This is a genomic window from Roseateles chitinivorans (assembly GCF_002761755.1).
In the GTDB taxonomy this organism is placed as follows: Bacteria; Pseudomonadota; Gammaproteobacteria; order Burkholderiales; family Burkholderiaceae_C; genus Roseateles; species Roseateles chitinivorans.
The window spans coordinates 1-12,133 of the sequence record NZ_PEOG01000042.1 but is presented as its reverse complement, the minus strand read 5'-3'; the positions used below and the strand labels follow the sequence as shown (position 1 = coordinate 12,133).

Sequence of the window (12,133 nt, the reverse complement as noted above, 5' to 3'; positions counted from 1 at the left end):
CGGGACTGACTTCCGGCACGGGCCTCTCCGGGATGGTCCCGAGGTGACGGCTTGAGTTCCCTGCGTGGCGCTGGGTAGGATGGCCGGATGCCTGCCGCCGCCGCCGACAGTTCCACCGACACCCGCCTGCGCGACCTCGCCCGCCTGCGCCGCGTGCGCGACCGGATCGATCGCGAGTACGCCCAGCCGCTGGACGTCGAGGCGCTGGCCGCGGGCGTGCACATGTCCTCCGGGCACCTGAGCCGGCAGTTCCGCCTCGCCTACGGCGAGTCCGTCTACGCCTACCTGATGACCCGTCGCATCGAGCGCGCCATGGCGCTGCTGCGCCGTGGCGATCTCAGCGTCACCGAGGTCTGCTTCGAGGTCGGCTGCGCCTCGCTGGGCACCTTCAGCACGCGATTCACCGAGCTGGTGGGCGTCTCGCCGAGCGCCTACCGCCGCGATGCCGCGCGCCAGGCCGAGGGCCTGCCGTCCTGCGTCGCCAAGCAGGTGACGCGTCCGATCAGGAATCGAGAAGCGCCGGAAAAGGCGCCCACCTAGACTGCGTCGCAAGGGGCCGGACCCCGGCGGCGACGGCCGCCGACCTTCGCTGACTGCCACCCATCTGGAGACATTCATGGACATCACCATCCACTCGACCTTCCTGCCTCACACCGATCCCGAGGCTTCGCTGGCCTTCTACCGCGACGGCCTGGACTTCGAGATCCGCAAGGACGTCGCCTTCGGCGGCAACCGCTGGATCACCATCGGCCCGAAGGGCCGGCCGGACACTTCCATCGTGTTGTTCCCGCCCAATGCGACGCCCGGCGTCACCGACGACGAGAAGCGCACCATCGCCGAGATGATGGCCAAGGGCACCTTCGCGATGCTGCTGCTCGGCGCGAAGGACCTGGACGCGACCTTCCAGCGCCTGCAGTCACGGGACGCGGAGATCGTGCAGGAGCCCACCGACCAGCCTTACGGCGTGCGCGACTTCGGCGTGCGCGACCCGGCCGGCAACATGATCCGTATCCAGCAGCTGAAGAACTGAGCGGAGGACGACATGCCCACCACGACCACGGAAGCGGCCGGCGCCGTCGATGCCGCCGCGATGATCGATGCCCGCATCGCCGAGCTCGGCGACTGGCGCGGCGAGATGCTCGCCCGGCTGCGCCGGCTGATGAAGGAGGCGGTCCCCGGCGTCGAGGAGACGTGGAAGTGGCGGGGCACGCCGGTCTGGGAACGCAACGGCCAGATCTGCACCGGCGAGACCTACAAGGAGGTCGTGAAGATGACCTTCGCGAAGGGCGCGAAGCTGGCCGATCCCGCCCGTCTCTTCAACTCGAGCCTGGACGGCAATGTGCGCCGGGCCATCGACATCCGCCAGGGCGACCCGGTGGACGAGCAGGCGCTCAAGGCGCTGTTCAAGGCCGCCGCCGCGCTGAACGACGCGGCGGCGAAGCCGAAAAAGGCGACGCGCGCGGCGTGACGCCGGCCAGGGCCCCGATCAACCTTCGAGGGCTCGGTGACGGGCGGCATGCCAGGGGGGAGGAACCAGTCATGCATCGTTTCCACGGGCGTCCCAGGCTCCCGGGGCCCTGACATCGTGACGGGCGTCTACGACCCGCTGCTGGTGGCGCTGTCCATCGTGACGGCGGTGATCGCCTCGTTCGTCGCGCTGGACATGGCGACGCGGGTGGTCGCGGCCTCCGGGTCGCCGGTGCGCTCGGCGCTCTGGCTCGCCTGCGGCGCGCTGGCGATGGGCACCGGCATCTGGGCCATGCACTTCGTGGGCATGCTGGCGTTCTCGCTGCCCATCGCGCTGGCCTATGACGTGCCGATCACGCTGGCGTCGCTCGCGGTGGCGGCGCTGTCCTCGGCGCTGGCGCTGCACACGATCGCGCGGCCGAGCCTGGGACGGCGGCGGCTGCTGATCGCCGGCACGCTGATGGGGCTGGGCATCGCCTGCATGCATTACCTCGGCATGGAGGCGATGCGGATGCAGCCCGGCATCCGCTACGACCCGGCGCTGTTCGCGCTGTCCGTGGTGCTGGCGGTGGCGGCCTCGACGGCGGCGCTGCTGATCTGTTTCCGGCTGCGGCACGAGACCATCGTCACCGGGCCCTGGAAGAAGTCCGCGAGCGCCGTCGTCATGGGCGCGGCGATCGTGGGCATGCATTACACCGGGATGGCGGCGGCCAATTTCCCGGAGGGCGGCGTCTGCGGCGCGCTGGCCGACGGCATGGGCGGCGCCTGGCTGGGTTTCGTGATCGCGGGCCTGGCGACGCTGTTCCTGCTGACCACGCTGCTCAGTTCCATCTATGAGGCGACGCCGCCGACCATCCGGTCGCGGCTGGTGTTCCTGGTCATCGCCGCCGTCATGCCGGTGGCCGTGATGACGCTGGCGCTGGTGCTGCTGGACTTCGAGCGCGTGCGGGACGTGAAGGCCGGCGACCGCCTGAACACGGCGCGCGCCATTGCCGCGGCGGTGGACCGGGACTTGAGCGGGATCGAATCGGGCCTGCGCGTCCTGGCGGCCTCGCAGCTGCCGCCGGGCGACGGGCTCGCGGCGTTCTCGCTCGAAGCCCGGGAGGCGATGCCCTTGCTGCATGCGTCCGGGCTGCGGCTGGAGGATTCGGCCGGCAACCTGGTGATGGACATCCGCCAGCCGCGGCATGGCTCGACGGTGGTCGCGGGCCCGACCGGCGCGTCGTCGCCGGCGATGGCACCGAGGCCGGGGTCGGCGCCGACCGAGCCGATGGCGCCGACGCTCCCCGGAGGGCCTTCGCAGGAGCAGTTGATCGAGGTTTCGGTGCCCCTGCCGGCGGACAAAGCGGCGCAGCTTCAAGGTGCGACCACGCTGCGCGCGCGGCTTGTGCCAGACCGTTTGCGCGACCTGCTGGCGTTGCAGCAGATGGACCGGGACTGGCTCGCGACGGTGTATGACCGTGAGGGTCGCGTCGTGGCGCGCACGCAGGGGGCGGAGCGCTACTTCGGCGTCGAGGCGCCGCGGGACCTGTTGCTCAAGCTGCGCGGGCAGTGGGAGGGATTGACGGACACGACCAGCCTCGACGGGGTCGCGGTGCAGACGGCGTTCGTGCGGACGGAAACGTCGGGGTGGGCGGTGGCCATCAGCGTGCCGAGCGCGAGCCTGAGGCTGCCATTGACGCGGGCGTTGGCGTGGGTGGTGGGCGGCTTCCTGCTGACGATCGCGGGCAGCCTGCTGCTGGCGTGGCGGATCGGCGGTCGGATCGCCGGCGCGGTCCAGGCCTTGACCCAGCCGGCGCTGGCCTTGGGCACCGGTGTGGCGGTGGAGGTGCCGCCGCTGGGCGTGGTTGAAGTCGATCGGGTGGGGCGCGCATTGACGCACGCGGCGCGGCTGCTGGACGCGGCGCAGCATGAGGCGAATCACGACGCGCTGACGGGGCTGGCCAACCGATCGCTGTTCCGGCAGATGGTGCAGCAGCAACTGGCGCTCGCGCGCCGCAACGGGACCAGCCTGGCGGTGCTCTATGTCGATCTGGACGGCTTCAAGGAGGTCAACGACACCCATGGGCATGGGGTCGGCGACCTGCTGTTGAAGGAGGCCGCGCAGCGCTTGCGCGCGGCGGTGAGGGCAGGGGATCTGGTGGCGCGGCTGGGGGGCGACGAATTCGCCGTTGCGCTGGTGCAGCCCGGACAGCGAGGCGCGGCCAAGGTCGCGGCCAAGCTGGTGCAGTGGCTCTCGGAGCCCTTCGAGCTCGGCGGGCTGCGGGTGTCGGTGTCGGCGAGCATCGGCGGAGCGTCGGCGCCGTCGTCGCCGGCCGGCGAGCCGGCCGATTGCGAGGCGCTGCTGGAACAGGCCGACGCGGCCATGTACCAGGCCAAGCAGTCGGGGAAGTCGAGGTTTGTGCTGGCGGAGGCGTAGGGGAGTTGGAAAGACGGAATGACGCAGTGAAGCGAGCGAATGTTCAATGCGAACCGAGGGGCGCTATCTGGTTCAGCTGGAGGTTGATGCATTCGCCGATCGGGGATGCGCGTTTCAATCGGTCGACGCTCGCGCGCTGCGACTGCGCGTCATGTCGAGCGACCTGTTAGACCTGCAGCGCTCCAACACCATGGGAGTACAGGACGTCTGATCGAAGAACGTATTTGATTCCTTCGGTGACGGATGCGCCTTCATGCCAGGTTTCGTGGATAAAAAGCAGAGCAGTGCCCGTTGCAGGTACGACGTTGAACTCGCGAAAGGCCGTCTCGCCGCCGACGAAACCGTCATTCAGATAGACCAGGAAAGTGAGCCTGCTTGCAAGGCTGCCTTCTTTCCAAGGGCCATCCTTGTGCATCTTGAAGCGCTGGCCGCTCAAGTACTTATAGAAGCGCAGGTCCTTGGGAAGTCCGACGGCGACCTGGCCGTCCACGGTTGGCAGGGCTGCGCGAGACAGCCGCTCCCAAAGCGTTGCTACCCAAGAGCGATCCTCGAACATGGCCCGCTCGTTGTTTCGAATTTTCGGCATCGCAACTTGGCCCTCAGCCGTCCGCACGTTCGCTGACTCGAAGCCGCTGGTCTCTGCGAGTTCGATGAGCTGTGAGCACTCGTCAGCACTCAGAAAGCAGGGGATGCTGAAGACCCGATCCGTGTGAGCAATCAACTGCATGGCGCAAGTGGTCCAGATGTCCAATGTTTGACGTGAGGGGTTGCCAGAGACGCGAAGCGGTGGAGGGTGTTTGCAAGCGCAGCTTGCAGACCGTCTCGCGCGGTGGAGTTGCTAGGCATCTCCGGCGACAACATATGTTTCCTCCATATCTCGCCTTAGAAACAGCAGGGCTCCTGATTGGCAGTGCTTTCCTGCCACGATGAACTGAGTGCGTTCTGCAAAAGCCAGGCCAAACGGCTTCATGGTCGGATCACTCAATGCTCGCTGGCGACGGCTCTCCCGAATGGCTTCGAACTGCCTGGAAGAAACATGTCCGGCATTCGCGAGCTTGTATTGGAGCTTAGGGAGAGCCCAGTATGGCCTTCTGTGCAGCGGCAGTTCCCAGTTTGCAATCTCGATGTTCTTTGAGAAGTAGTAGCACCAAGTGATGAGCAGCGCCTCGTCTAGGGTCGGAACCACAAGGCGGAAATCTTCTTCCCCAGGGCCGGGGACGTTTTCCCAAGAACTGACCTGGTAACCGGCGTCGGTTCTCGCGAGGTCAATCATCCGATCGCCTTCGCGACTGACGGAGAGCCTTTCGGACGACACGACGTTGGTCTGTAGTCCCTTCTCAGAAAGGTACTTCGCCGATGTTTCCAGGGTGCTCACGTCGAATGCCTAACGTTCGACATGCAAGGCGTACCCACCGACGCGAAGCGGCGGTTGGCAGGTCCGATCATGGAAGGGTGAGGCCGCTTCCGCACCCGACCTCCCAAGGAGGAACACCAAGATACGTAGCAGCTGGGCAGGGGACTCATGCTGATGAACTTGTGCATCGCTCTCAGTCTCGGCTCGTGGCCCAACGTTTGAGCTGAGCAGCGGGCTGCGGCATGGCGCTCGGCCCGTGCAGCGGATGATATGAATAACTGTTGCGCGGGCCAAGTGGCCGGCCCCGGAGCGAAAAGGACTCCGTGGCCTGTTCCGCTCAAGCCCACACTTCGACCACCGGTTCAAAGCGACGGAAGACCACGCGCTTGCCATCGACAGGCATGGGCGGATTGCCGGTGAGTGGCGGGGTCCACGCGCGGATCTTCCATCATCTCTCCGCGCCGGTACCGCGCGGCCTTGTCGGGCTCTCTCCCGAACCTGAAGTCACATCTCGGCATGACGGCAGGCCTTTGTCCGTCGACTGCTGATGGTGCGTCACAGTGCGGTCCCCTACGCTGGAGTTGTCAGAACTTGAAGCTCGGTGCCAACCTGGACCCACCATGACAACAAGTCTCAGCGCCCGCCCCGACGCACCTCAGCTCCGCAAGCCCGCAGCGATGCGTGCTGACGAACGGTCGGTGCCGAGGGCCACTCACCAACTCCTGGCCGACCACCTCCACCGCTCACCGCGCATGCAAGCGCAGCGCCGCGCGATGGCGAGTTGGGGGAGCATGGATCGACGCATGAGTCCGGCAACCGAAGCCGCCGGACATCAGTCCCAAACCTCGGTGACGCAACGAACCGCCGTGCAAATGCAGGATGGGGAGGAGGAGCCGGAGGCGTCGCAAGGCGGAGGCCGCACCGGCATCATGGGCGAGAAGCTGGCGGGGATGATCGGCGAGGCCTTCAACTGCCTGGCGGTCGTTCCAAACTACCTGCCCAAGGAAGCGCAGCCCATTGTGAACATCGTGGCCGGCACCGCGCTGCTCGGTGCCGCGGGGTACCAGTACTGGACGTCAAAGGACGGGGTCGAAAAGATCCAAGCCGCGGCGAATGCTGCGGCGGCCGCAACGCAGCTCAGTCAAGGTGCGTTACAGGTCGCCGGGTATGACGGCGCGGCAGGCGTCGTGGGAGTGCTGCCCAACTTGCTATGGGCCACGGCGGAAGCCTGTAACACCTTCTACAACTACAACAAGTACACCGCCACCATGGTCGCGGCCGGCAGCATCAAGGCCATCGGTGCCATCAGCAACAGCGTGAGCAGCGCCGGCAACTGGAATTTCGGCATCTACTCCACGGCTGCATTCGCGATGCTGGGGACGGCCATAGCCGCGGTCTCCCATGCGTCGGAACTGTGCGAGAACGAGCAACCAGCGGCGGACATCGAGGAGGCCGAGCACCTCGACTCAACGCAAGACCGGCTCTATGGCACGGCTTGAGCCTCCCCCGGCAACTGAGAGCTTCGCGCGCTCGCGCTCCTCGGACTGGAGTCACGCGGCGACGCCATTACTCACCTCGGAGTGACCCAGATGACCATGAGCTTTCCCACCCATACCTACATGCTGTCGAACCGCGTCAACGGAGCGGATTGCTCCGCGCCGGGACCCGTCGTCTACCTGAGCAACATCAATTTCCCATTGCAGGGGTACAACGAACTGCTTGATCAGCAGACCCTCGACAAGACGACATGGATCGTCCAGCTTGCCGACGATCTCCACCGGGTCTGCACGGACCAGCAGCAGCCGGTGGTGCTGGCGTTCTATGTCCACGGCTTCGACACCTCGGCGACGGACGCACGCATCGCCCACGCGTATTACGGCTCGCGGCTCAGTGCCACGGGACTCGGTCAGAGCCTGGTCGTCGCTGCGAGTTGGCCGTCCAACTGCGACTTGCCATCTTCGGCGCGGCAGTACGCCGACCAATCCGCCAATCTCATGGCGGCAATGATCGAGGCGATCACCCTGGTCAGGAAACAGCTCGATGCGAAGTACGGCAAGAGCGCGCCGCAACTCGTGACGGCGGTCATTACCCACTCGATGGGCAATTACCTCATGAGCAAGACGCTCGCCAGTGGAAAGGTGCCCAACTACGTGGGCGCCGTGGATTGGGTGTTGATGCTGGCGCCTGACGTGGACCATGCCATCTTCACGAAGGGAAGCTCGGTCGAGAATCAAGGCAAGGCGATTTACCAGATGGCCAACGGCAAGGTCTGGGTGTTCTGGACCTGGAACGATGAGGTGCTGGAGGCCGATGAGTACGCGGGCGATTGGTATGTCCTGGGCTATCGCGGACCACAGCAACCGATCTCGCCGGCGACGCCCAACGTGGTGTTCATCGATTCAGGGCAGGTGGCGAATTCCGGCAATGCAGAGATCTATGTGCCGTACGACTATGGCCTGCTCGCTGTAGTCCACAGCTCGTATCGGTTCATCACTCAGCTCGTGTTCTGGCAGATCCTGGCCCTGCGTTACGGCAAGCCCGACGAACAGTTGGCGCGCATCATCGCCGCGAGCCAGTCCGGCGCCGAGGCCCACGCGACTGCGCCCGAACGTGAGCCGCTTGAGCAGTACATCTTTCGCAACTTCCGCAGGCGGTCACACGCGTCGCAGAACCCGCGCGGCGCCAGCTGCGGCGAGGCCGGCGGCAGCCGGCCCCCATCAACCGCCCGTCAACCCTGCTGACTCGCGAAGGTCCTGCGGAACTCCGGTGACGCGTCCTCGCGGGTATTGACCTCGAGCATCACGCCGCCCGGCATCCAGCAGAAGAAGCGCGAGCCGCGCACATGCGTGATCAGCTCGGTCTCCATGCGGATGTCCGCCGCGAGCATGTCGGCATGGATGCGCTCGAGGTCGAGGCGCGTCGCCACTTCGACGCCGACATGGAAGTTGCCCGGCCAGGTGCAGTCGCGGTCGCGGCCGTCCTCGATGACGATATCGAGCTGGTCCTTCTTGACGATGCGGCTGTGCCCGAAGGAGGCCACCGAGAAGCCCAGGAAATGCTCGAAGAACGCGGCCGTCGCGGGAGCGTCGGGCGAGGGGAAGCTGAGGTGGTTGAAAGTGGAACGAACCGTGGTGGAGTGCGTGGTCATTGCTAGGCCTATGCGCAAGCCGGCGCGACGCTGCTGCGTCGAGGAACCGGCGGGGTTGCGCGTTGGCTGACGTAAACGCTTACGGCTCGGTGCAGGTCATGACGATCACTGCGAAGCGGGCGCGATCGTAGGGGCGAGCCGCGCGGACGGTCAAGCGGCGCGATGCAAAGGACCGGCGTCGCGTGGGGCCATCGATGCAGGCCCGGTGTTGATCGATCACTTCGATCGCGCGGTCCGGAAGGTGATCGACCATCGCAGCTTGTCGACCGGCGCGACGCTGTGCTGCCACGCCCAGCGCGAGGCGCCGCGCAGCGCGTAAATCGATCGCGGCTCGACGGTGAGCTTGAGGACGTCGGCGCGCTTGGGCGCATCGGGCGGGTAGGGGCGGAATCGCAGCGTCGCCGGTGCGCCGAGCGACACGCCGAATACCTCTTCGAAGTCCGGCACGTCGCGGTGCCAGCCGAGCGGCGTGCCGGGCGCGTACTCGGCGACCAGCGCGTGAACGAGGGCCTCTGGCGCGACGTCCGCCCATTGCGCGACGCGCTCGCGCAGCGGATGCAGCGCCTCGATCAGTGGCTGCGCGGGGCGCAGGCGATTGGCGTCGTAGTCGAAGCTGCCGCCATAGCTGACGACGCGACGGCGGGCGGTGTACTGCTTGTACTGCGCGGCTTCGAGCGGCAGCGTGCCGATGAGCGCGATCAGCGCGCGCTCCTCATCGGGGGACAGGAAGGCCGACTGATAGCGCATGCCGTCGGGCAGGGCGTCGGCGGGCGGATCCAAGTCCTCGAAGAGGGAAGGCTGATCGGCGCTGGGAGGCATGCGGGCGAGTATTGCAGTTGCCGCCGCGCCGTCGCGAAACCGGGAAATCGCGAAGCGCGAAAGCAGCGTCGCTCAAGCGCCCAGGTAGTTGTCCTTCACCCGGATGTAATGCTCCGCCGAGTACTTCAGGTAGGCGATCTCCTCGTCCGTCAGCGCTCTCACGGCGATGGCCGGGCGGCCGACGTAGAGATGGCCGCTCCTGAGCGTCTTGCCCGGCGAGACCAGGCTGCCCGCGCCCAGCATCACGCGGTCCTCGATGACCACGTCGTCCATCACGATCGAGCCCATGCCGATCAGGCACTCGTTGCCGATGCGGCAGCCGTGCAGGATGACCGAATGCCCCACGGTGACGTGGTCGCCGATGATCAGCGGCGAGCCCTCCGGCTTCTTCGCTGTCTTGTGCGAGACATGCCCCATCGCCAGGTCCTGCACGTTGGTGCCGGCGCCGATGACAATCCGGTTCACGTCGCCGCGCAGCACGGTGTTGCACCACACCGAGCTGTCGGCGCCGATTGTGACATCCCCGATCACCTGGGCGGTGTCGTGGACGAAGACGCGCTCGGCGAGCACCGGGGCGGTATCGAGGTAAGAGGACAGCGGCATGGCAGCGGGCGGGAAGCAGCGGGGGAAGGCGCCGATTGTGGCGGCTGAGGCCGCGCCCGTCGCCGCCAAGGGCGCCAGGCGCCCGCGCGAGAAGCGCCATCACCACCACGTCTATGTCGTCGAGCTCGCGGACCAGGTCTGGAACGAGCCGCGCTTTCGCAAGGCCAATCCGGACTACCGGCTCGGCATGCCCTTCGTCTATGTCGGCATGACCGGCCTCGATCCCGACCTGCGCTTCGACAAGCACAAGGCCGGCATCCAGGCCAACCGCTTCGTCTTCGACTACGGCCTGCGCCTGCTGCCGCGGCTCTACGAGGTCTACAACCCGATGCCCTACGAGGCCGCGCGCGAGATGGAGGTGGAGCTGGCCATCGGCCTGCGCGAGGCCGGCTACGGTGTATGGCAGGCCTGAGCCTGTTGCGGTACAGCGCGCGGGCATGATGGCGCGTCCCATCGACCAGGAGCCGAGATGACCGCAACGCCCGCCATGCCCGCGTCGCCCGACGCGTCGCTGGATCTCCCCAGCTTCGACGACGTCGAGGCCGCCGCCCGCCGCATCGAGGGGCAGGCGCACCGCACGCCGGTGCTCACCTCCCGCACCGTCGATGAGCGGCTCGGCGCCCGGGTCTTCTTCAAGTGCGAGAACTTCCAGCGCATGGGCGCCTTCAAGTTCCGCGGCGCGTTCAATGCGCTATCGCGCTTCACGCCGGAACAGCGCCGCCGCGGCGTGGTGGCCTTCTCCTCGGGCAACCATGCGCAGGCGATCGCGCTGTCGGCGCGCCTGCTCGGCATGCCGTCCACCATCGTGATGCCCAAGGACGCGCCCGCCGCGAAGATCGCCGCGACCCGCGGCTATGGCGGCGAGGTCGTCCTCTACGACCGCTACACCGAGGACCGCCAGCAGATCGGCCGCGACCTCGCGGAGAAGCATGGCCTGACGCTGATCCCGCCCTACGACCACGCCGACGTGATCAGCGGCCAGGGCACCGCGGCGAAGGAACTGATCGAGGAAGTCGGCCCGCTCGACGCCGTGTTCACGCCGCTGGGCGGTGGCGGGCTGCTGTCGGGCACGGCGCTGGCGGTGCGCGCGCTGTCGCCGGCCGCGAAGCTCTACGGTGTCGAGCCCGAGGCCGGCAACGACGGCCAGCAGTCCTTCCGCAGCGGCAAGCTGGTGCACATCGACACGCCGCGCACCATCGCCGACGGCGTCCAGACGCAGCAGCTCGGCGACCTGACCTTCGCGCTGATCCGGCGCCTCGTCGACGATGTCGTCACCGTCCCGGACGCGGCGCTGGTCGAGGCGATGAGCTTCTTCGCGACGCGGATGAAGATGGTGGTCGAGCCCACCGGCTGCCTCGGTTTCGCCGCCGTCCAGGCGATGAAGGACGCGCTGAGGGGCCAGCGCGTCGGCATCGTCATCAGCGGCGGCAATGTCGACCTCGCGCGCTTCTGCGAGCTGGTCGGCGCGGCGGCGGATGGGGCGCCCGCCGCCTGAGCGCGCGGACACCGCCGCCCCGGGCGCGCTCAGGCCGGCGGCTTGAGGAAGCGGTCCACGTCGCGCGCGACGACCGCCGCGCGCAGCCGCTCCACCCAGGCGAGCACCGCCGCGCGGCGCTCCGGATGCTCGCCCGCCTCCACGCTGGCCATCACGGCGTCCTCGCGCGTCGCCGTCCCGCACAGGCCGTCGGCGAGGCAGGGGCCCCAGACGGCCGCGTCCTGCCCGTCGCAGACCAGCCCGAGCGAGCAGGGCAGCAGCAACGCCGCGGCCTCCAGCAGCTGGCGTTCCTCGCCGTCGATGCGCTTGCCGTCGAAGACGATGGCCTCGCCGTCGCGCGCCAGCAGGCTGGGGCCGAGCTCGGCGAGCATGAGCGGGTCCGGTCGCGACAGGATGGTCGCCAGGCGCTCGCGGGCCTGCGCGCTGCCGGGGCGGGCCGGTTGGTCCATCGCCGCGATCAGCGGATCGATCGCGCCCGGCGGCACATTGATCGCCTCGCGCAGTTCGTCCGGCTGCAGCTGGGAGCAACCGGCCGCGAGCTGGTCGCGCAGCGCCAATGCGCGTTGCGCGCCCGGCTGGTTCAAGTCGACCGGCGGTTGGAAGGCGGCGGGCGCCAGGCCCTCGCGCATCTCGACCATCTCCAGCATCGAGCAGTGCCGCGCCAGCGCGCGGGCGTACAACCAACCGCCTTCGGACCGGTGCCGCAGCGCGGTGAGCAGGCTGGTGCGGAGTTCCGACAGTGGCGCGCGCAGCAGCGCGCCGAGGTCGACGCGGCCGTCGGCGCCGGCCGGGAGCGGCGCGAGCCGAGGCGCCGGGGCGGCGCCGGCC

General features: G+C 67.7%; 14 protein-coding genes. 8 read left to right on the top strand and 6 right to left on the bottom strand.

Going from position 1 to position 12,133, the window contains the following annotated elements; genetic code table 11:
- The first annotated feature begins 87 nt into the window (after positions 1–87).
- The 4 genes from CS062_RS15675 (at position 88) to CS062_RS15660 (ending at position 3,886) form a co-directional block, all read left to right on the top strand.
- A complete protein-coding gene (locus tag CS062_RS15675) occupies positions 88–540 on the top strand; it encodes a helix-turn-helix transcriptional regulator (protein WP_099862537.1) in 453 nt (150 codons plus the stop codon).
- A gap of 76 nt (positions 541–616) precedes the next feature.
- Positions 617–1,030: a VOC family protein gene (locus CS062_RS15670; RefSeq protein WP_099862536.1), complete on the top strand. Its 414-nt coding sequence runs from the start codon at positions 617–619 to the stop codon at positions 1,028–1,030.
- Between the two features lie 12 nt (positions 1,031–1,042).
- Positions 1,043–1,468 (top strand): DUF1801 domain-containing protein, encoded by a 426-nt coding sequence (locus CS062_RS15665; RefSeq protein WP_099862535.1) that lies wholly within the window; start codon positions 1,043–1,045, stop codon positions 1,466–1,468.
- A 117-nt stretch (positions 1,469–1,585) separates the two neighbouring features.
- Positions 1,586–3,886, top strand: a complete 2,301-nt coding sequence (locus CS062_RS15660; protein ID WP_158238808.1) for a diguanylate cyclase domain-containing protein — start codon at positions 1,586–1,588, stop codon at positions 3,884–3,886.
- 166 nt (positions 3,887–4,052) lie between these two features.
- On the opposite strand, the gene CS062_RS15655 is transcribed toward CS062_RS15660, so the two are convergent.
- Positions 4,053–4,613: a prolyl hydroxylase family protein gene (locus CS062_RS15655; protein ID WP_233218086.1), complete on the bottom strand. Its 561-nt coding sequence runs from the start codon at positions 4,611–4,613 to the stop codon at positions 4,053–4,055.
- 111 nt (positions 4,614–4,724) lie between these two features.
- A complete protein-coding gene (locus CS062_RS25860; RefSeq protein WP_143742362.1) occupies positions 4,725–5,261 on the bottom strand; it encodes a hypothetical protein in 537 nt (178 codons plus the stop codon).
- Between the two features lie 782 nt (positions 5,262–6,043).
- On the opposite strand from CS062_RS25860, the gene CS062_RS15650 reads away from it, so the two are divergent.
- Together CS062_RS15650 and CS062_RS15645 are read left to right on the top strand one after the other, a co-directional pair.
- Positions 6,044–6,739, top strand: a complete 696-nt coding sequence (locus CS062_RS15650) for a hypothetical protein (protein ID WP_143742361.1) — start codon at positions 6,044–6,046, stop codon at positions 6,737–6,739.
- 96 nt (positions 6,740–6,835) lie between these two features.
- Positions 6,836–7,981 (top strand): alpha/beta hydrolase, encoded by a 1,146-nt coding sequence (locus CS062_RS15645; RefSeq protein ID WP_158238807.1) that lies wholly within the window; start codon positions 6,836–6,838, stop codon positions 7,979–7,981.
- Here CS062_RS15645 and CS062_RS15640 read toward each other — a convergent pair.
- From CS062_RS15640 to CS062_RS15630, 3 genes are all read right to left on the bottom strand, one after another.
- Positions 7,969–8,388: a VOC family protein gene (locus CS062_RS15640; protein ID WP_099862531.1), complete on the bottom strand. Its 420-nt coding sequence runs from the start codon at positions 8,386–8,388 to the stop codon at positions 7,969–7,971. The genes CS062_RS15645 and CS062_RS15640 overlap by 13 nt on opposite strands.
- 216 nt (positions 8,389–8,604) lie before the next feature.
- Positions 8,605–9,207 (bottom strand): alpha-ketoglutarate-dependent dioxygenase AlkB, encoded by a 603-nt coding sequence (locus CS062_RS15635; protein ID WP_099862530.1) that lies wholly within the window; start codon positions 9,205–9,207, stop codon positions 8,605–8,607.
- A gap of 72 nt (positions 9,208–9,279) precedes the next feature.
- The gene (locus CS062_RS15630) at positions 9,280–9,810 is read right to left on the bottom strand and encodes a gamma carbonic anhydrase family protein (protein WP_099862529.1); all 531 of its coding nucleotides are present in this window, start codon (positions 9,808–9,810) and stop codon (positions 9,280–9,282) included.
- Between the two features lie 37 nt (positions 9,811–9,847).
- On the opposite strand from CS062_RS15630, the gene CS062_RS15625 reads away from it, so the two are divergent.
- Both CS062_RS15625 and CS062_RS15620 read left to right on the top strand, forming a co-directional pair.
- Positions 9,848–10,222, top strand: a complete 375-nt coding sequence (locus CS062_RS15625) for a hypothetical protein (RefSeq protein ID WP_099862563.1) — start codon at positions 9,848–9,850, stop codon at positions 10,220–10,222.
- 57 nt (positions 10,223–10,279) lie between these two features.
- Positions 10,280–11,305 (top strand): threo-3-hydroxy-L-aspartate ammonia-lyase, encoded by a 1,026-nt coding sequence (locus CS062_RS15620; protein WP_233218085.1) that lies wholly within the window; start codon positions 10,280–10,282, stop codon positions 11,303–11,305.
- Positions 11,306–11,334: 29 nt separating this feature from the next.
- Here CS062_RS15620 and CS062_RS26230 read toward each other — a convergent pair.
- Positions 11,335–12,133: hypothetical protein (locus CS062_RS26230; RefSeq protein WP_158238806.1), on the bottom strand; the 799-nt coding region annotated here is incomplete at its 5' end.

Coding starts and splice junctions, on each gene's coding strand:
- CS062_RS15675 (WP_099862537.1), top strand. CDS start 88: ATGCCTGCCGCCGCCGCCGACAGTTCCACCGACACCCGCCTGCGCGAC.
- CS062_RS15670 (WP_099862536.1), top strand. CDS start 617: ATGGACATCACCATCCACTCGACCTTCCTGCCTCACACCGATCCCGAG.
- CS062_RS15665 (WP_099862535.1), top strand. CDS start 1,043: ATGCCCACCACGACCACGGAAGCGGCCGGCGCCGTCGATGCCGCCGCG.
- CS062_RS15655 (WP_233218086.1), bottom strand. CDS start 4,613: ATGCAGTTGATTGCTCACACGGATCGGGTCTTCAGCATCCCCTGCTTT.
- CS062_RS15650 (WP_143742361.1), top strand. CDS start 6,044: ATGAGTCCGGCAACCGAAGCCGCCGGACATCAGTCCCAAACCTCGGTG.
- CS062_RS15645 (WP_158238807.1), top strand. CDS start 6,836: ATGAGCTTTCCCACCCATACCTACATGCTGTCGAACCGCGTCAACGGA.
- CS062_RS15640 (WP_099862531.1), bottom strand. CDS start 8,388: ATGACCACGCACTCCACCACGGTTCGTTCCACTTTCAACCACCTCAGC.
- CS062_RS15635 (WP_099862530.1), bottom strand. CDS start 9,207: ATGCCTCCCAGCGCCGATCAGCCTTCCCTCTTCGAGGACTTGGATCCG.
- CS062_RS15630 (WP_099862529.1), bottom strand. CDS start 9,810: ATGCCGCTGTCCTCTTACCTCGATACCGCCCCGGTGCTCGCCGAGCGC.
- CS062_RS15620 (WP_233218085.1), top strand. CDS start 10,280: ATGACCGCAACGCCCGCCATGCCCGCGTCGCCCGACGCGTCGCTGGAT.